We start from the raw sequence: 20,101 nt of genomic DNA, 5'->3' as shown, positions 1-20,101 counted from the left end.
TTTTGTTTGTTGTTTGTTGTCATCATGCCAAATATTAGATGTTTCATTAATGCAGACAGCGTGTACTGTTTAATTATAGTGTTTAATCAAGGAGGCCTCATGTTAAAACAACTTCTACTCACTTGCGGATATGCAGTGGTATTAGCTGCTGTTTTGTCTTTTTCCTTACAGCACAAAGCTTTTGCCGAATCTCCCATCTCTGTGATTGTCAACAATGAAACAGCCGACACAGATGTTCAAAGTTATATCAAGAATGATACGGTTATTGTTCCCCTTGGCGTTGTGCAGAAGCTCCCAAACGTCAGCATTGCCTGGAACAACAGTACAAAGACCATAACGATTACAAATAAGTCGCAGAAAATCACTTTGGTTCCGGGACAAGAGTCAGTGGTGGTAGGCAGCAAGAAACTCACATTGCCTGTGGCTGTATCATTGGAGCAGGGCCGTGTGATGGTGCCGTTGCGTTTTATCTCTGAGGCCGCAGGCGCTTATGTACAGTGGGTACCGGGAAAACATACGGTCTACGTGGCCAAAGCATCGGATGCCCTGATTACAAGGCTGTCGGGCTCCAAGCTGGCTGAAGCCCGTGCTGCTGCGATCGAGTTTCCGCGGATCGAAGCGCTCAAGTCCCTGGCCGTGAGCAGCCGGTATGAGGATGATCTGACGGATCATTATTATTTTCCCGAGGGAGAAGCCGGAAAATTCTTCATCCGGACGGCCGATTACATCCGCTACTATGAAATCACTGATAACCGGAGTGTGCTGAAGTGGACGGCTACCCTTGATCTGGAAGACCAGACAAGCAAGTCTGAGCTAAGCTTCTTACCTTATCCCGTAAGGCTCCAGGATGGAAAGATACCGGCTATTAGCGGTAAAATCGCTTTTTTTGAATATGATTATCCCAAGGCCAGTACAACCTTTGGTATGATCGACGGGAAGGGACAAATGACGATATCCGGGCAAAAGCGTTCTTCGCGGATTGGATTCTATGATATTAACGGCGAAGCTTCAGAGGCTCGTTGAGTAAGGCGATTCTCAGAAGGAGAGCCCCCGCAGTCCCGTCGCCAGTAGCTCCCCCGGATCTAAACGTAGCTTCATGCGCCGAAGTAAGGCGATTCCCAAAGGGAGAGCCGCCGCAGTCCGCATCACCGTAGATCACGCTCGCACCGCATGACGAGGCTTAAAAGGCCGGGCCTCCCGCTAGCGTCTGCTTCTGTCCGCGATTGCCGCACTGTCTGCGGGTGTACACTTCCGGGTGTCCAGAGGGCTGGCAGCCCTTGGGGCCCTCCCTATAGGGAGGGTTTGGGAGGGTGCCCCCTACTTAATCTTTGCCAGGCGGAGAATGTCCTTTGGACGTTCAAATTTATATTTTGCCGGGATGTGGTCATGCTTCTTGCAGCCCCACAGGGCGAGTCCGAAGTCAACGCCGGCATCCCGGGCACATTCATAATCATACAAGGTATCCCCGATATAGAGTGAGGAATTTGCCTCAGCGCCAGAGCGCTTCAGAAATTCAAGCAACGGATCAGGATGGGGCTTATGTTTTTCCGTATCATCTGCACAGACCGAATGGCCCAGATAATCCATTAGACCAAATGGAATGAAGTCATCTCGCAATTCTTCGGCGGTCTTGGAAGTCACTATGCCCTGGACAAAGGACTCGTTCTTCAACGTTTCCAACACCTCGGAAATGCCCTCAAACACTTTGATGGAATCGTAAAAATCCTTCATCCGTTCGTTCCAGCGCTGCATACCCTCATCAATATTATGGATGCCAAGCTGCGGCAGCGAAGTAGAACCTGGAATCCCCAGAACAAACAGTAATTCCTCAGCATTACTTTCCCTGCCGTAATCGAACTTAAGCATTGCTTGGAGTGAACCTAGTACGGCGATCTCTGTATCAATTAATGTTCCATCTACATCAAAAATAATGGTCTTATACATGTACTTACATCCCTCCAATTGGTATAGGTTCATGATCGAGTATATCTTAGGGTGACGTGGTTCCGCTACATGCTGTTCTTTTACTTGGAAGGAAGATGAAGAATTTTACATTTTTCAGCTAGTAAATCCCATTATGTAAAGAGGAGAGAAGGAGATGCCGACGGGAAGTCCATGTGCTAAGAATTTCGCTTATTCTTAATTCAACAGTATTCAAGAGGAAATGGAAGCATTTAAAGACATAGGCGACCTTTTCCTTTATGAAAATGTCATTTTCATTGCAAATAACGGGTTATACGGTCGATTCTCCCCTTTGCCGCATTAAAACATGGATGATAAACTGCATAAAGTCACTAAAATGGAAGCGCTAAAAAATACTTGTGAAGCCGGCTTAAGAATGAAAGCCAGCTACGCTTCGTAAAGCGTAAGGAGGAGAGACATGGATGTTCTCAGGCAACTGCGGGGCTTTTATCGGGAGAAACTGCACTTATTGATTCTTTCGATTGTATGCTTGGCTGCCGCAACTGCAGTGGGGCTTATAACCCCCAATTTGTTAAGAAGGTTGATTGACGATGTTATTGTTCCAATGAAATTTACCGAGGTGCCTGTGTTGGCTCTCACCGTGCTGGTTGTTGTAATTGTAAAAGCATGCCTGCAATTTGCACACGGATTCTTTGGCGGGCGTCTGGGGAATTTCCTGGCGTATCGTCTACGCAATGCCTGTTATGAAAAACTGCAATTCCTGTCGTTCCGTTATTATGATACGGCGAAGACAGGCGACCTGATGTCCCGGCTGACCGGGGACCTGGAAGCAATCCGGATGTTCATTGGCTTCGGATTCGCCCAGTTGCTTAACGTATTTTTTATGGTATTATTCGGCTCCATTATGATGTTCTCGATCAATTGGCAGCTGACGCTGATCACCTTGATCACGATGCCGTTCCTGGCTATTGTCGCACTTAAGTTTGAGTCCAAGATCCATCCTGCTTTTCAGGAGATGCGCCTGGCGCTAAGCTCTTTGACCACAGCGGTTCAAGAGAACGTGACGGGTGTGCGGACAGTCAAATCTTTTGCCAGAGAAGCCCATGAGGTCGAAAAGTTCTCGCACCGGAATGAACGGTACAAGGACAATCAGATTTTTGCCGCAGTGCTGTGGAGTAAATACTTCCCGGCGATGGAGCTGCTGGCATCGGTCAGCGTGGCGATCCTGCTCGGAGTAGGCGGCACACTGGTCATTCACGAGAAAATGTCACTGGGTGAGCTGGTTGCATTCTTCAGCTTGATCTGGTATATCATTGGTCCGGTATGGGGTCTGGGCTTCCATATCAACAACTATACGCAGTCTAAGGCTTCAGGGGAGCGCGTGCTTGAAGTGCTGAACCAGAAGATCGATGTCAAGGACAGCGAAACCGCCCGGGAGCTGATTCATAACGAAGTCAGAGGCGATGTAGCGTTTAATCATGTTACCTTTGCATACGGTAATAAGATGCCGGCGGTTACGGATATTGATTTTGAAGCTAAAGCGGGGTCTGTCATCGGCTTCCTTGGGGGCACTGGCTCCGGGAAATCGACGATTACCCAACTGATGATGCGCGCTTATGACGTGAACGAAGGCCATATTACGTTGGATGGGGTGGATATCCGGGAATACAATGTCCGCAGTCTGCGTTCACAGATTGCGACCGTGTTCCAGGAGACGTTCTTATTCTCCTCTTCCATTCGCAACAACATTGCCTATGGCCTGAAAAATGTGAGCATGGAAGAGATCATCCGTGCAGCTCAGCTGGCGAAAGCCCATGATTTCATCATGGAAATGCCTGAAGGCTATGATACCGTGGTCGGGGAGCGGGGAATGGGCCTTTCCGGCGGTCAGAAGCAGCGGATCGCTATCGCGAGAGCATTGCTTAAGAATCCGCGGATTCTCATTCTTGACGATGCGACAAGCGCTGTGGATATGGAGACCGAGCATGAAATTCAGAGTGGATTCCAAGAGGTTATGCGTGGACGCACTACGCTGATTATTGCCCACCGGATTTCCTCCCTGCGACATGCTGACCAGATCATCGTGATGAACGAGGGACATGTGCAGCAACGGGGAACCCATAAAGAGTTAATCGAGGTGCCTGGACCTTACCAGGATGTGTACCGGATTCAATATGCAGATTACCTCGCTAAAGTAACCGAAGGAAAGGAGGCGTAAAGTTATGGAACCTCAAGTCAACCCGGGTGCAGGAGCCACTACAAAGAAAAAAACGGCACCTGAACAAACGCTGGACGAACGGTTCGTCTACAAAGACGACGATATTATTGACAAGGCATTCGACTGGAAGCAATTCACACGGCTGTTTAGCTACATGAAGCCTTATGCCAAGCAAATGCTGCCGCTTGTACTGGTAATGATGGTACTGGGAACCGTCACCAAGCTTACGGTGCCGTTCCTGACCAGTATGGCGATAGACAAGGCGATCGCACCGAAGACAGGAAGTCCAAGCTTAACGCTCCTTTACACCCTTACGGCGAGCGTGGTGGTCCTGTATCTGATTCAATGGATTGCCGGAATTTACCGGATCAAATTCACCAATATCATTGGGCAAAGAGTAATTTATGACCTGCGCTCAGATCTGTTCCGACACATCCAGAAGCTGTCCTTTAATTTCTTCGACAAGCGCCCGGCAGGTTCAGTGCTGGTACGGGTTACGAATGACATCAATTCCTTGCAGGACCTGTTCACCAACGGGGTCGTCAACCTGATGATTGACTGTGTGCAGCTTGTCGGAATTATGGTCATCTTGCTTTTCATCAATTGGAAGCTCGGCCTTGCGGTAATGGTTACTGTACCGATTATGTTCTTTGTCTCCACCAAGCTGCGGCAGAAGATTCGTATTGCCTGGCAGGATGTACGGATGAAGAACTCGCGGATCAACTCTCACTTGAATGAATCCATTCAGGGGATCAGAGTGACTCAGGCGTATACGCAAGAGCAAGAGAACATGAAATACTTCGATGCCATGAATAGCGAAAGTAAGAAATCATGGGATAAAGCCTCGGCGATGAACCAGGCATTCGGTCCAATTATCGAGATCACTGGTGGCTTCGGTACCCTGATTCTGTTCTGGCTTGGTGCTTATCTGATCCAGTCGGGTGAACTGACTGTTGGTTTCCTGGTGGCTTTCAGTACTTATGTCAGCAACTTCTGGGATCCGATCAACCGTTTGGGTCAAATGTACAACCAGCTTCTGGTGGCTATGGCCTCCTCGGAGCGAATCTTTGAATATCTGGACGAGAAGCCTAACGTATCCGATAAGCCGGGTGCGACTCCGCTGCCAACCATTCAAGGCGATATCAAGTTTGAAAAGGTCATCTTTGAATATGAGAAGGGGCGGGCAGCCCTCAAAGGTATTGATCTTGATGTTAAGGCCGGACAGTCTATTGCACTAGTGGGGCATACCGGCTCAGGTAAGAGTACCATTATCAACCTGATTGGCCGCTTCTACGATATCACCACCGGTAAAATCACGATCGATGGAAAAGATATCCGTGATGTCACCCTGGACAGCCTGCGCGGACAGATCGGTACCGTGTTACAGGACACATTCATCTTCTCGGGAACGATCCGTGACAACATCCGTTTCGGACGATTGGATGCCACGGATCAGGAAGTAGAGGAGGCCGCCAAAGCGGTGGATGCCCATGATTTCATCACTAAACTGCCTGGCGGGTACGATACAGAGGTCGAAGAGCGGGGTAGTGCGCTGTCCATGGGTCAGCGTCAGCTGTTGTCCTTTGCCAGAGCGCTGCTAGCGGACCCACGGATTCTCATTCTGGATGAAGCTACGGCGAGTATCGATACAGAGACCGAGCTCAAGATTCAGGAAGCTCTTAAAACCCTGCTGCAAGGCCGGACCTCCTTTATCGTCGCTCACCGATTGTCCACCATCCGCCACGCTGACAAGATCGTGGTACTGGATCACGGTCAGATCAAGGAAGAGGGCAACCATAGCGAGCTGACTGCTCGTGACGGTGTCTACAACGGATTGATCGAAGCACAGTTCCGGTTCCTGTAGGTGCCTAGGTAGCAAGCAACTGAAGAACGCTTTTTACGGCAAGTTGATAAATCGATTCATGCAAAAGAAGAGCTCAGAAGATGACATCAAAAGATGCCATCAAAAAGAAGCCTCCAGCTCCACTTTATTGTGGGGTTGGGGGCTTTTTTGGTTAGGACGCTGGTAATTTGGAACAGGATGGAAGTATCTTGCTGTTCGTTCTCAGGATCAAAGGAGAAAACAGTGGTTCATGCGGAGTGAAGCCCCTGCGGGTCGGGGGTTCTTCCGATCGCTGTTAACGCCCGATTTCTTGATTGTAAAAGGAATTAGAGGTTGAAATCGGGCTTTAAAGGCGACCACTACCGTTTCTCCAGAATCCCCCGACCCTCCACTCTACTCATGCATGTGATCAACTTCAAAACCTAAGCTGTTATCCGCTGATCCTTTTTCAGGTGGATGCTATTACATCTACATGCTATGACCACTACATGCTATCGTATCTAGATGCTATCGCCTCTACATGCTATCGCCTCTACATGCTATCGCCTCTACATGCTATTACCTCTAAATACTATCGTATCAACGTATCGAATTTTTTCTCCAAATAGAACGCAAAGTAGCTTACAAAGTCAAGTAAAAAAGAGAGCGTATACATGAAGTCTCTAAGTGTAATTAACGGCATTTTTGTACCTTAAATCCTCTGAAGCTAAGGGTTAGAGGAGATTAAGTGCAATATTGTACCTTAATTGTTCCAGAATCCCCCATCCAGCGTGCTTTTCCGAAAAATAAGATACAATAATGCCCTTATTTCCCTCATTTGCCTATATTCAAGAAAAATAAGGTACGAAAATGCCGTTAGTTGGGGAGTTGGTCCCTCTTTTTCACTGTTAAGACGACTGGTGAAGGGGAATTTACCGTTTCTATTGACAACGCTGGTTTTGAACAGCTCTGGATATAGGTCTTGCTGTCGACAACTATGATCCGGTGCTAGCTTTCTTATGGGAAGCTTTCAGGCGATCGTTTTACGCCTACAGTTCCAACCTTCCTCGTTCGCTCATCTTGTTGTTTGTTCATTTTTTTGTTTGTTCATTTTTTTGTTCGGCTTATATATTTCCTTTTCGCTCATGCTACAGTTCAATTTATAGAGGAGAGCTCGTATGTTTTCTACGATGCCGCCTTACTTACGACGTTTTGATATCCGGCCAGACGTACGCAGCTCAACCATCTGAGCGCCGATGTTCTGCTGCCAGTTGATATCTTGCGTTCGCGCCGCCAGTATGGCTTCATTGTTAAGCCGGGCCATCTCCCAGCAGTAAGTTGCATTCGCTTGCAAGCAGTGCTGCTGCTCCAGCTCTTCAGATTCAGTCAGCTTCCGCTGGCGGCTCAGTGAATACAGCTCAGCAAGGCGCCCGTGAATCGGCAGCATAGGCTTCATCCTTTCAGGTTAGTCTAATCAACGTTTTACTCTATTGATCAGTCTAACCGAATGCCCCCGGCCATAAACTAGGCCGGCCTCCGCAATGGCAATGCCTCCGCGAGGGCACCGCGGAGGCCAGAAAAAGCCGCCCCCCGGGTCACATTACCCGGGGAGCGGCCTGCGCCGTAAAGCTTTGAGCAGTCCTGTATCTTGCGGAGCAAGACAAGGACTGCTCAAGGGCGAGCATACCCACCCTCCAAAACATCTGTCCGCAGACGCCCCGTCATCCCGCCAACCACGCTGTTCCTTCGGGTGTCCAGAGGGCGGCGCCCTTGGCCCTCCCTTAGGAAGGGAGGGTTTGGGAGGGATGGCGAGCGCCCCTAGGTGTAGATCTCCACAATCGACACACTCCGCTCACGGGACAAGTCGAGGAATTTATGGTCGACCTGCACCAGTGGACGGAACACGTCTATGGGGTTGTTCATGACGATGACGCCCATGTCACCGGTGTCAAGAAGGACGCGCTTGCCGATGAAATTCGGCATCAAATGCTGGATAAAGGCATGAACGGTCTTGCCGTTCAGCTTGCCGAAGCTGAGGTTATGTAATTCGTGCAGCACCGAGATAAGTTCTTGCTTGGACTGATAGACTCTGGGTGAAGTCATGGCACTATACACGTCAGCCACAGCGGCAATCTGTGCATAGGGATGAATCTCCGATTTGGTTAAATTGGCGGGATAGCCGGAGCCGTCTTCCCGTTCATGGTGCTGGAGAGCAACCATTGCAGCGGTAGGGTTGTCCATGGAATTGCGGATAATTTCGTAACCGTATGTAGTATGTCGCTTCACTTCTTCAAATTCTTCGACGGTCAGCTTCCCCGGCTTGTTCAGCAAATCGGGTGAGATTCGGCATTTACCGATATCGATCAGATAACCAGCCCGGCTGATCTCATAGCATTCCTGCTTGGAATAACCGAGCCAAGTTGCAATATAATAGGAAAGCATACCTACCTGAAGGGAATGATTATAGGTATATTCATCCTCCCGGTCCAGCAGTAGAAGGAGGGTTACCACGTCTTTATGCTTGTCCAGGGATTGCAGGGTTGGCTGAAGAACATCGTCTACGACGGATGGATTAAAGCTGCCTTTGGTTAACGCTTCTAAATAAAGGGTCTCGAAACCGTCGATCATGGTATCAAAGCTTGCCGTAACGGTTTGAATAACGGACGGTTTATGGGGCGGGGAGAGTGTTCCTTCCAGGGTTTCGATATCAATGTAATCAATACCGTGTTGCAACAGCTTGGATATTTCATCCATGCGCAACTGGGTTCCCTTGGACAAAACATGAAGTCCGCGGGCGTTGAAGGTGTCTGTTCCGAGATAATCCCCCGGCTTAACATCCATGACGTGTACTCTCAATGCTTATGCCACCTTATGTGTCAATTTTTCTCAGCATAGCAAGAAAAGGACAAACATTCAATGGTTAACAATTAATATTCACAATCTTCAGATATGCATCGAAGTTTCGGTATATTCTGACTATAGCTAACTGGACGACTACAATAATTTCTCTAAGGATATTCTGTAGGTTTTAAGACCTATATAATGTATGATTGCGAACTAACACGGTATTTAAAAGGAGAAGGGGAGGCGCAGCCATCCTCTTGATTCTGGTTCAAAGAGAGGTACAGAAATGCAGGCCTCGCAGCACTTGCAGGCCTTGGTATAATGGTATTGTAAGTACTGAAATATACCATATTGAGCTTGGAAATGTTATGCTAAACTCTGAAAGAACAAGCGCCTTACGCTTCCAAAAAAGGTGGCCTTACACAGGTGGGAAGGATGTTATTGATGAAGCCTATATCAGAGCGACTGACAATACTTCATACTAATGATATACATAGTCATTTCGACATGATGAGCCCACTTGCGGCAGTCATTGCTGAGCAAAGGGCCGCAGCGGGCGATGAACCACTTTTGTTGCTGGATATTGGCGACCATATGGATCGAGCGGCCATAGAGACGGAAGGAACGATGGGACAGGCGAACATTGATATTCTGAATCTGACGGGATACGATGCGGTCACCATTGGTAATAATGAGGGGCTTACCTTCACAGCCGACATGCTCTCTGCGGTATTCTCCGGACTTCAGTGTCCGGTAGTGTGCTGCAACTTTGTAGAGACTGCGACTGGAGAGCCGCCGCACTGGATGAAGCGCCATGTTATCCTGGAGCGGGACGGCATCCGCATAGGCGTGACTGGAGCGACAGCGGCTTTTGCTTCGTTCTATGCGTTGCTGGGCTGGGATGCACTAGACCCGGAAGAGGCACTTCGTAAGGAATGCAGTCTGTTGGCTCCACAGGTAGACATTTTGATCGTGCTGTCTCATCTGGGTCTGCCTACAGATCAGCGGCTGGCAGAGAACCTGGAGGGCGTTCATGCCATTTTGGGTGGACATACTCACCATCTGCTGGAACGTCCACAGATTATTGCTGGTACTGCCGTCTGCGGCGCCGGCAAGTTTGGTAATTATTTGGGCAGGCTTGTTTTTGAACGGCAGGAGCCGGATCTCGGTTTCAGACTTGTAGAGGGAGAATGCCTCGCCGTTTCCCCTGAGCTAAGGGAGGAACGGGTTCATTCTGCGGCCGTCACCCATCTGGAACGGGGAAGAGAAGCTTTGCATGAATCGGTGGCCATTACAGATCGAGAGCTTCCGGTTGACTATCAGGGGGAATCCCCATTCGGTAATTTTCTCGCTCAGGCTGTGCGCAGATTCACCGGCGCCAAGATAGCGATTGTCAATACCGGACAGCTTCTGGGACCACTGCCAGAGGGGGATATTTCACTGGGGATGCTGCATGGACTGTGTCCTTCGCCGATCAATCCTTGCATAGTGAAGCTTAAAGGGCGGGATATCCGCATAGCTCTGGAGCAAAGTTTGACAGAAGAATTCCGTAATAAAGCTATCTTTGGCTATGGTTTCCGGGGAAAACAGCTGGGCAGTCTTGCAGTAGATGGCTTAAATATCTTGTACGATTCACTTGTTTTGCCGTATGATAACGATATTGCAGTTTTTGTCGAAGGGCAGCCTCTGGAAGATGACCAGGAGTATGAGGTTGGGACGCTGGATATGTTCACTTTCCGGATCGGTTATGAGACGCTCGCCAACGGCAAGGATGCGGTGTATCTTCTTCCGCATTTCCTCCGTGATCTGCTGCGGATGGAGCTGCAGCGGCCGGGCAGTCTTGAGGAGAGTTTCATTTCCCGTTGGAACAACGGTACTACATAAGGGAAGGCCTGAATGATGGCTGTGCTGTATGATTTTTTAAAATAACAAAGTTGTACCCGATATTCATTCCGCCACAAACAGGAGGATTGTATGGACACTATTACAGCCATTATTTTGGCCATTGTTGAAGGAATCACGGAGTTTATCCCTGTATCCTCCACAGGCCATATGATCTTGACGGCCAAGCTGATGGGTTTTGCCGAGCAGGAATCGATTATGAAGACCTATGAGATTGTCATTCAATTAGGTGCTATTCTGGCTATCGCGCTGGTCTACCGTCATCGGGTGCTTAACCTGCTGGGAATCGGGCGCAGTCGGAGTAATCGGGGAGGCGTGATGCCGCAGTCCCGTCTTAATCTGATTCATGTGATCCTGGGGATTGCGCCGGCATTGGCCGTGGCTTTTTTTGCACGTGACTTCATCAAGGGCCTATTCGGAGCCAGTACGGTGCTTTGGGCGCTAGTAGCCGGAGGGATCTTAATGATTGTTGCCGAGTGGGTCAACCGTCGCAAGATCCGTATTACTGCCCACGAACTGGATGATCTGTCCTATGGACAGGCGCTAGCCATTGGCTTGTACCAGATTATCTCTGTATTATGGCCAGGCTTTTCCCGCTCAGGCTCCACAATTTCGGGGGGGATGCTCAGCGGGGTCAGCTATAAGGCCTCAGCCGATTTCTCTTTTCTGATCGCGATTCCGATTATGTGTGCGGCTTCCGGGTATGAGCTTTTGGATGCTTACCGCGATTTTACCAGTGAGACCATTGGTTACTTTGTCATTGGCTTCCTGATTTCATTCGCAGTGGCTTACCTTGTAGTTATTCTGTTCATGCGATGGATTCAAAAGATCAGATTGACACATTTTGCGATTTACCGCTTTATTTTAGCGGCTGTTTTCTGGCTATTTATTATGCGTTAATCATTTCCAAGATTCCATCGGTACAGCGGTACCCGGCTATGGTTGTTTCCTAGAGGTGTATCCAGGGAAGCGTTGTCCGGGGCAAACCGATGTAGGTGTGCTTGCCTGTTCTCCAAAGGTAACGGTATAGACACGGTGTGAGACCCAAAGTTTTTAAGCAGAATAGCAATCTACCGTTAAAGGCAGGAGTGAACCAGAGTGCGTTTAGTATCCGTCAGCCGGCTTCAACCGGGCATGAGGCTGGGCAAAAAAATTTATAGCGATGAAGGCATGATTCTGCTTTCCGACGGCGTAGAGCTTACCGATTCACTGATCAAACGCCTCGGCAGAATCGACATCGGCTATGTATATGTGCAAGATTCCCTCACTGAAGATGTAGTGATTGAGGGGATGCTGCAGGATGAGACGCGCAACCAGGCGCTCAAGGTTATTAAGACACAATTTCAGGACATGTCCGGTGCTTCCGGCATTACCAAAGGCTTTTATCATCTGGATAAAAAATTCTCGGGCGTGATGGATTCGATTCTGGACGAAATGTCTGCCCAGGAGACACCTATGATAATGCTGCTGGAAATGCATACAGCGGATAATTATCTTTATGTCCACTCGTTAAATGTCTGCCTCTATACACTTGTTATGGCTATCGCTCACGGGTACAGTAAAGCGGAATTGCGGGTCATTGGTCTGGGTGCGTTGCTGCACGACATCGGCAAGACGCAAATTCCGGTCAAGATTGTCCAAAAACCCGGCAAGCTGACGGATGAAGAGTTCCGGCAGATGCAGGCCCATACCGAAATCGGCTACCGGATTCTTAAGGACGAGCCGAATATTCCGTTGCTGTCCGCCCATTGTGCGCTGCAGCATCATGAACGGATTGACGGTTCCGGCTACCCCCGCGGACTCAAGGGAGCGGAAATTCATGAGTACGCCAAATGGATTGGCGTGGCCGATTCCTATGATGCGATGACCTCCAGTCGTGTCTACAAAAAAGCGATGCTCCCCCATCAGGCGGTAGAGGCGCTTTATGTAGGCTCCGGCACGTTGTATGAGCAGCGGCAGCTTGAATTGTTCCGGGACCGTGTAGCAATCTATCCACTGGGGCTTACAGTGAAGCTCAGCACGGGTCAGAGCGGAGTTGTGGTCAAAATTGACTCCACCACACCACACCGTCCGGTGGTTCGCATCCTTACCGGCCCCGAAGGAGAGCCAGTGGTTCCGTTCGAGATGGACCTTGCCGTGATGCTTTCTGTAGTTATTGTGGATGTAGCCAATTAAGGGTGCCGGCTGGCACCGCTTCATAGACTTCTCAATGAGGCAATTCCAGCCTCTCAGGCATGCAGCGAGATCGATACACGGGTGGGCACGTAAGGTGCACATGGCCCGGATATCTTTTCGCTGCATGCTGTTTTTTTCAGAAAATATCAGTAAATAGCAAGCAAGTACAACTCAAAAGTGCAGTTTTTTCGTTCTTCGTGGTATGATATAGGATAATAATCCGTTCATACGGATGATTTTTAGGTTAATAATAAGGAATAAGCTTTAAAGGAGCTATCACAAATGAATGTTATAAGACCAATGTCATTATCCCCGCAGAAGGAGTTATCCCCAAGCTATGACCCTTGGGATCCCATCACTTCCCTGCGGCAGTACGGGCGGCATGTACTGACCAGTGTGGAGATGACGGTTACGAATTTATGTAATATGCGGTGTGAGCACTGCGCCGTTGGTGACAGCCTCACCATGAAAGAAGGAGAGATGCTGCCCCTTAAGAATATGCTTGATCGGCTAGAAGAAGTCGAGCACCTGCAGACGATCAGCATTACCGGCGGAGAGCCGATGTTCCGCGCTTCCACCGTAGACAATATGATTGTCCCGCTGCTCAAGTATGCCAAGGAGCGAGGAATCCGCTCGCAAATCAATTCCAATCTAACCATGCCATATTCCCGTTATGAGAAGCTGCTTCCTTATCTGGACGTTATGCATATCTCTTTCAACTATGTTAATGGTGATGATTTTCATGAAGTTGGCTTTGCAAACAGCGGCCATCCTGTAGCGAAGGAAGCTGCTTACCGCTTGTATGATACGATGATCGAGAACTCCCGCAGACTCAGTGATGACGGCATGCTCATCTCTGCGGAATCCATGATTAACTATCGCACGCATACCAAGCTGCCGGAGATTCACCGGCTGATCGGCGATATGGGAGCAAAACGCCATGAGGTGCATCCAATGTACGCTTCAAGCTTTGCCTCCGCGCTGCCGGTTCTGTCGCTTAAGGATATGCAGGCTGCTATTCATGATCTGCTGGACCACCGTGACCCCGAGATGTGGATGCTGTTCGGCACGCTTCCATTCTTCGCCTGCAGCTTCCTGGAAGAAGACCAGAAGCTCTTGAAGCGACTGCGTTCCGAGAAGAATGTTACGCTTCGCAATGATCCGGACGGACGCAACCGTGTGAATGTAAACATGTTTACCGGCGATGTTTTCGTTACGGATTTTGCAGATATCGCAGCGTTTGGCAACATCAGCAGCAACAAGCTGGATGATATTTTTACAGACTGGCAGACCCAGCACCCGCTTAACCAAGAAGTGAACTGTCACTGTGACGCAGCTAGCTGCTGCGGACCGAATCTTCTGGTAGCGGATATGTATTATCCGGGTGTTGACTTCAAATCAAGAAAAGCGATCAATCTGTAGAAATGAGGCGTTGTTATTGTGCATACGGAATTTGAAGTAGGGAGATTGCTGCTTAATCTTTTGCTTGTTCTGGTGCTCGTATTATTAAATGGCATATTCGTCGCCGCAGAGTTCTCACTGGTGAAGGTCAGGCAGTCACGCCTGACCCAGCTAGTTAGTGAGGGCAACAAGATGGCTGGATATGCGCTAAAGGTAAACAAGAAGCTGGACGCTTATCTGTCTGCGACCCAATTCGGGATTACACTTGCCTCGCTCGGTCTCGGCTGGGTAGGAGAGCCCGCCATTTCGGAGCTGCTGGTAGAGCCTCTGATGTTCAAGCTTGGGGTTACAGACCATACGCTGATCTCCACCGTATCTTTGGTGCTTGGCTTCTCCATTATTACTTTCTTACATATTGTGCTTGGTGAGCTTGCACCCAAGTCATTGGCGATTCAAAAAACAGAAGGCTCAGCGCTGTTGCTGTCCGCACCGCTGATGTTCTTTTATAATCTATTCCTGCCGTTCATCTGGGTGCTTAACGCATCCGCGAATGGTCTGCTTCGTTTGATCGGGGTGGAGCCTGCCAGTGAGGCAGAGGCTGCGCATTCGGAGGAAGAAATACGTATTCTCATGAATCAGAGTGCCAAGAGTGGCGTTATTGATAAAGATGAGATGAAGCTTATGGATAATATCTTCGAGTTCTCCGACCTGTTGGCCCGTGAGGTTATGCTGCCGCGTACCGATATGGATGTGCTGTACAGCAACCTTTCCCTGGAAGATAACATGCGCATTATTACGGAAACCAAGCATTCGCGTTACCCGGTAGCGATGGAGGATAAAGACCGGATTATTGGCTTTATTCACATTACCGATCTACTCTTCGCACCGCCTGAACAGCAGAATGATTTGACTACATTAGTCCGCCCGATTCCGAACGTGCCAGAGTCGATGGAGATCAGTCATGTGCTGCGGCTGATGCAGAAGAACAAGATTCAGATGACGCTTGTCGTCGACGAATACGGCGGGACCGCGGGGTTATTGACTGCAGAAGAGATTCTGGAAGAGATCGTCGGGGATCTGCACGACGAGTTCGAGGATGAACGTCCTAGCGTGGAGCAGAATGGAGAGTACATTTCAGTCGCAGGCCGTATGCTTATCGAGGATGTCAACGATTTGACCGGTGTAGTCATTGAAGACGATGAAGTGGATTCCATCGGTGGCTGGTTGTTCAAAGAGCTGGAAGGCAATCCATCCAAAGGCAAACGCGTTGTTGTCGGGGACGTCGTCTTTGAGGTCGAAGAGTCTACCCGGCTGCGGATTACCCGGATAAACATTCACCGTGAGGCGCCTGCGAAGGATGAAGAGGAATCTTCTGAAGCGGATGAGAAGTAAGCATGGATTTGAAGAAACGAAACGAGTACTAACCATAGTTCAGTTATAAACGAAGCCTTTTCCTATCGCGCAATGTATTATGCACGAAGGGGAAGGCTTTTTTTGTCGTATATGGACATCAAGAGAGTTTTTTTTCACAAACCGTCTTATTCCGCCTTTGCCTATCATAAATTAGTTACGAAGGTAAGCGTTCAGAATAACTGCTGCACTCAGCAGTGAAATGAGCAAAGGAGGATGTTTATATTGAATTCCCAGGAGCGTGTGCATACGCCGTTTAGGGGGCCGTTTGATCCCTGCCCACCGGTACCGTTCAAGACGTTCGTCGTACCCCCCAACCAGTTCATCAACTTTCAGCCGCCGGATCTTCCGCAGTTCAGTCTGCCGGAAGCGTTAAGGTACGGAACCTTGTGGCCCGCGCTGTTCAGTCCGTATGAGTCCAAGTCGAAAGGAGGGAAATAAGCCATGGAGGCACAACCATGCGACCAACGGTATTACGAATTGCTGGAGCAGCTGCAGGTTCTGGATTTTGCGCTCGTGGAGCTGAATCTCTATCTGGATACTCACCCCGAGGATCTAAAGGCGATCGAGCAGTTCAACCAGCTTACCCAGGAACGGACACGGCTGGCAGGCCATTTTCAGGAGCTGTATGGACCGCTACAGAATTTTGGGCGTGCCTTTTCCAAATGCCCGTGGGAGTGGAACCAGCCCCCTTGGCCTTGGCAAGTGTAGCGGTCTGATAGGATAGCAGCAGTTCACTAAAGGAGGGGAGCGTCCCGAATGTGGATTTATGAAAAGAAATTGCAATATCCGGTACGAGTCGGCAAATGTGACGTGCGGATGGCGCGTTATCTGATGGAGCAATATGGTGGAGCGGACGGTGAACTCGCCGCTGCGCTGCGTTACATGAACCAGCGGTATGCGATTCCTGACAAAGTAATTGGAGTGTTAACCGATATTTCCACTGAGGAATTCGGGCATCTCGAGATGATTGCGACCATGATCTATAAGCTGACAAAAGACGCATCGATTGAGCAACTGGAAGCCGCCGGTCTCGGTCCGAACTATGCGACCCGGGATCACGCCCTGTTCTATAACAACGCCGCCGGTGTTCCGTTCACTGCAACTTACATCGCGGCCAAGGGAGATCCGCTCGCTGATCTCTACGAAGACATTGCGGCTGAGGAAAAGGCGCGGGCTACATACCAGTGGCTGATCGACATGACAGATGATGTGGATCTGCAAGACAGTCTGAAGTTCCTGCGGGAGCGGGAGATTGTGCATGCGCTGCGGTTTAAAGAGTCGGTGCAGATTCTGATTGATGATCGGGGAAAGAAGAAGATTTTCTGAGTGGAATAATAAAAAAGAGTAAAGCGACTGCATAGTTCGCTTTACTCTTTTTAATTTTAGGCTGTAAACACTAGAAGTGGTAAATTCCTCTTCAACAATCGTCTTAACAGTAAAAAAGAGGAGCCACCTCCCCAACTAAGAGCATTTTTGTACCTTACTTATCTTGAAAATGGGCAAACAAGGGAGATAGAGGCATTTTTGTACCTTATTTTCCTAAAAAGCATGCTTAATGGGGTATTACGGAATATTTAAGGTACAATATTGAACTTAATCTCCTGTAACCCTCAGTTGCAGATGATTTAAGGTACAAAAATGCCGTTAATCACACTTTGAGCCTTTTTATATAAACTATTTTTTCTGGACTATGATTGTTGTTTTAATGCGTTCTACATACATACCATGATATCACCCTTAATTAGGTCGAACTCACCTGTAGTAACTTCCTATGTAGCAGTTTTGGGTATCCAAAATTAGCTAAAGAAAAATAATACTAACTTGATTAACGGAACAACAGTTCTTATAATTACCATATTGAAGGCTGTTGAAAGGTGAAGGAGAGAGACTGATTTGAAAAATAATATTATCGAGTATTGCTTAAAGAAGCAGGGAGCGACCGAGGATTATCCCTTTGGATTCACTCCAGTCGTGATCAAAGTTGCTGATAAAATGTTCGCGATTATTTTTGAGGAAAAGGGCAAGGATACTCGTTTAAATCTGAAATGTGACCCGGTTATTGCGGAAAACTTGAGAGAGCAGCATGAGAGCGTTCGACCGGGATATCATATGAATAAAAAGCACTGGAATTCAATCACGATAGATGGTTCTTTACCAGAGCAGGATATCTTCGATATGATTGATCACTCTTACGATATGGTTTTCAAAAAGCTTCCTAAGCGCCTCAGAGAATCTATAGCAGAAATGAACTAAATAAAGAACTATCCGTAGGCAATCAGATCCAGAAATCCTGTCATCCAAGGGGCGACGGGATTTTTCGTATTTTAATGCTTCACAATTACAGCATTGAATTGGTCGGAAATTGAATTTAATGAAATGAAAGCAGTTGATAAAACAAGGGTGAAATTTAATTCCAATAATACTCATAGGAATTATTTAAAAACATCTGGACTCTTTCGACAAAAAATGCGAGAATGAATTCAATATTTCTAATCATGTATACAGGAATTCATTTAATCTAGTAGAGTATACTAGAGAGTTCTGTTCATGAGAGGGTGCTTAGGATTGAGTATGGAACAACTGGAGGTTAATAGCTGGCAGAGCCTTTATGATCTAGCAGAGCAGTTATCGAGCCTCTTGCCTGTAAATATGGAAATTAAGCAATGGAACAGTACAGGTCATTATGATGCTGTGTTCATTGCTCAAGAATTGAAGGTTATTGTCGAAAGCCTGTCTATTCAGGAGAATGATAATTACGGTTCTGCTGCAATAGCGGGGGCGGAGTCAGAAGGGTTGCGCGCCCTATGGCATAGACTGAACGCTACAGCTGTGTTGTGGGTGAAGGCGGATAACCCGGAAGCCGCGGCGTGGCTTGCTGCTAATCTTCCAGTCATCAGCGGCTATGCCCGGTCTCTCAGATATATGATAGCTGGGAGCGAGAGCAGCCGCAAGCATGCCGCGGAGAGCAGCCTGCTGAAGAAAGAGCTGAGTGCCGTGCTTTCTGTGGCACAGGAGGCGCTGCTGGTGCTGGACCCGGATGGAAGAATCGTAGAGTTGAATCCGGCGATGTCCAGTCTTATGGAATTGCCCCGAACACAGGTCCTGGGGAGCTTTATTCAGGAGTGGGTTTCTCCTGAGGATTGGGATCATCTCAGAGCGGCTCGGGATTTAGAGGAGCGGACGATCGTTCCTGAGCGGGCAGGCCGCAGCAGGACCAATTGGAAGTTACGCGTGAAGCCTGTCTATGATGGAGGGCAGCCCGCTACGATTCTGCTTCAAGTCGAACCCGAGAAGCTGGAAGGGAAGAAGTATCCTTTTCAAAAGCAGACTACTTATCGATTCGAGGATATCAAGGGCACAAGCGCCCCGATTCGTACGATCAAGGAGATGTCGCAGCGGGTGGCTTTAAGCGAGGTGAATCTGCTGATCTTGGGAGAGAGCGGAACCGGCAAGGAAGTATTTGCCCAATCAATTCATGCAGCCAGTTCCCGGAAGGATGGCGCGTTCATCGCGATCAACTGTGCAGCGATCCCTGATACGCTCCTGGAGAGCGAACTCTTTGGATACGAGAGCAGCGCCTTTATCGGAAACAGGAATGAGAGTAAAGCTGGACGGTTCGAGCTGGCTGACGGCGGAACGATATTCCTTGATGAAATCGGGGACATGTCTTTGCATTTGCAGGGTAAGCTGCTGCGGGTAGTCCAGGAGCGCAAGGTGGAGCGGCTGGGAGGCATGGAGCCGATTGATGTGAATGTACGTATTATCGCCGCAACACATCGTAATCTGGACAGAATGGTGGCCGAAGAGAAATTCCGCGAGGATCTATACTATCGGTTGAACGTCATTCCATTGCATATCCCTCCTTTGCGTGAGCGGAAGGAAGACATCCCGTTGTTGCTTGAGTATTTCATGAAGAACGTTTCGCTAAAATACGGACGTTTGCCGAAACGGCTCTCACCACAGGTGCTGGAACGGCTCCTGCTATATGACTGGCCTGGCAATGTGCGTGAGCTTGAGAACGTGGTAGAGCATTTTGTGCAATTGGAGATTGGCGATCTGGTTACGCTACAGAGTCTGCCGGCTCAAATCCGCGGGCAAATTCCAGGTATGGTGGCTCCGGGACGACGGGGTGGCCGTCATCTGGAGGAGAACCACGAGAAGGAGAGTATTATTCAACTGCTGAATCAGCTTGGGCGGGATACAGAAGGCAAACGAATGGTTGCGGAGAAGCTGCAGATCAGCTTGCCGACGCTCTATCGCAAAATCAAGAAGTTAAAAATTAAATAACATAGATTTGAAAATTCAGGGCTAGCAATTGTTGGTTTTTTATTGTATTTAAAAAATGAGAAAAAAAGATAAAAACAGAGAAAATAGAAGATATAGTTTAATTAATTGTTGTTTTT

Annotated in this window: 16 protein-coding genes; 13 read left to right on the top strand and 3 right to left on the bottom strand. The window is 48.5% G+C overall.

Annotated features, from left to right (window positions below):
• Positions 1-99: 99 nt before the first annotated feature.
• Positions 100-1,023, top strand: a complete 924-nt coding sequence (locus tag ACFVU8_RS21535; RefSeq protein WP_387430084.1) for a copper amine oxidase N-terminal domain-containing protein — start codon at positions 100-102, stop codon at positions 1,021-1,023.
• A gap of 294 nt (positions 1,024-1,317) precedes the next feature.
• Here ACFVU8_RS21535 and ACFVU8_RS21530 read toward each other — a convergent pair whose 3' ends face one another.
• Complete coding sequence (locus ACFVU8_RS21530) at positions 1,318-1,944, bottom strand: HAD family hydrolase (protein WP_387430082.1); 627 nt, start codon at positions 1,942-1,944, stop codon at positions 1,318-1,320.
• Positions 1,945-2,380: 436 nt separating this feature from the next.
• Between ACFVU8_RS21530 and ACFVU8_RS21525 the strand changes: the two genes are divergently transcribed.
• On the top strand, positions 2,381-4,141 hold the full coding sequence (locus tag ACFVU8_RS21525) for an ABC transporter ATP-binding protein (RefSeq protein WP_387430080.1): 1,761 nt from the start codon (positions 2,381-2,383) through the stop codon (positions 4,139-4,141).
• Positions 4,142-4,145: 4 nt separating this feature from the next.
• Entirely contained in the window at positions 4,146-6,005 is a 1,860-nt protein-coding gene (locus tag ACFVU8_RS21520) for an ABC transporter ATP-binding protein (protein WP_387430079.1), read from the top strand.
• 1,156 nt (positions 6,006-7,161) lie between these two features.
• On the opposite strand, the gene ACFVU8_RS21515 is transcribed toward ACFVU8_RS21520, so the two are convergent.
• Positions 7,162-7,410, bottom strand: coding sequence for a DUF7667 family protein (locus ACFVU8_RS21515; RefSeq protein WP_379464974.1), 249 nt, complete (start codon positions 7,408-7,410; stop codon positions 7,162-7,164).
• A gap of 371 nt (positions 7,411-7,781) precedes the next feature.
• Positions 7,782-8,819, bottom strand: a complete 1,038-nt coding sequence (locus ACFVU8_RS21510; protein WP_387430077.1) for an HD-GYP domain-containing protein — start codon at positions 8,817-8,819, stop codon at positions 7,782-7,784.
• Positions 8,820-9,251: 432 nt separating this feature from the next.
• Between ACFVU8_RS21510 and ACFVU8_RS21505 the strand changes: the two genes are divergently transcribed.
• The 10 genes from ACFVU8_RS21505 to ACFVU8_RS21460 all read left to right on the top strand — a co-directional run bounded on the left by ACFVU8_RS21505 (position 9,252) and on the right by ACFVU8_RS21460 (position 19,985).
• Complete coding sequence (locus ACFVU8_RS21505; protein WP_379464972.1) at positions 9,252-10,691, top strand: bifunctional metallophosphatase/5'-nucleotidase; 1,440 nt, start codon at positions 9,252-9,254, stop codon at positions 10,689-10,691.
• 90 nt (positions 10,692-10,781) lie between these two features.
• On the top strand, positions 10,782-11,609 hold the full coding sequence (locus tag ACFVU8_RS21500) for an undecaprenyl-diphosphate phosphatase (protein WP_379464971.1): 828 nt from the start codon (positions 10,782-10,784) through the stop codon (positions 11,607-11,609).
• A gap of 198 nt (positions 11,610-11,807) precedes the next feature.
• Positions 11,808-12,884: an HD-GYP domain-containing protein gene (locus tag ACFVU8_RS21495; RefSeq protein WP_387430075.1), complete on the top strand. Its 1,077-nt coding sequence runs from the start codon at positions 11,808-11,810 to the stop codon at positions 12,882-12,884.
• 282 nt (positions 12,885-13,166) lie between these two features.
• Positions 13,167-14,306 carry a radical SAM/CxCxxxxC motif protein YfkAB gene (yfkAB, locus tag ACFVU8_RS21490; protein WP_379464969.1) on the top strand — a complete coding sequence of 380 codons (1,140 nt, stop codon included), beginning with the start codon at positions 13,167-13,169 and terminating at the stop codon, positions 14,304-14,306.
• Between the two features lie 18 nt (positions 14,307-14,324).
• Positions 14,325-15,677, top strand: coding sequence for a hemolysin family protein (locus tag ACFVU8_RS21485; RefSeq protein WP_387430073.1), 1,353 nt, complete (start codon positions 14,325-14,327; stop codon positions 15,675-15,677).
• Positions 15,678-15,920: 243 nt separating this feature from the next.
• On the top strand, positions 15,921-16,136 hold the full coding sequence (locus ACFVU8_RS21480; protein WP_387430071.1) for a spore coat associated protein CotJA: 216 nt from the start codon (positions 15,921-15,923) through the stop codon (positions 16,134-16,136).
• A 3-nt stretch (positions 16,137-16,139) separates the two neighbouring features.
• Positions 16,140-16,406, top strand: coding sequence for a spore coat protein CotJB (locus ACFVU8_RS21475; protein WP_066374093.1), 267 nt, complete (start codon positions 16,140-16,142; stop codon positions 16,404-16,406).
• A 48-nt stretch (positions 16,407-16,454) separates the two neighbouring features.
• A complete protein-coding gene (locus ACFVU8_RS21470; protein WP_066374095.1) occupies positions 16,455-17,024 on the top strand; it encodes a manganese catalase family protein in 570 nt (189 codons plus the stop codon).
• Between the two features lie 567 nt (positions 17,025-17,591).
• The gene (locus ACFVU8_RS21465) at positions 17,592-17,951 is read left to right on the top strand and encodes an MmcQ/YjbR family DNA-binding protein (protein WP_387430070.1); all 360 of its coding nucleotides are present in this window, start codon (positions 17,592-17,594) and stop codon (positions 17,949-17,951) included.
• A 318-nt stretch (positions 17,952-18,269) separates the two neighbouring features.
• Positions 18,270-19,985 (top strand): sigma-54 interaction domain-containing protein, encoded by a 1,716-nt coding sequence (locus ACFVU8_RS21460; RefSeq protein WP_387430140.1) that lies wholly within the window; start codon positions 18,270-18,272, stop codon positions 19,983-19,985.
• Positions 19,986-20,101 lie beyond the last annotated feature (116 nt).

The organism is Paenibacillus sp. NPDC058177 (genome assembly GCF_042883835.1).
Lineage (GTDB): Bacteria > Bacillota > Bacilli > Paenibacillales > Paenibacillaceae > Paenibacillus_AQ > Paenibacillus_AQ agri.
The sequence above is the reverse complement of the archived record's forward strand: the minus strand, read 5'-3'. Positions and strand labels throughout refer to the sequence as shown.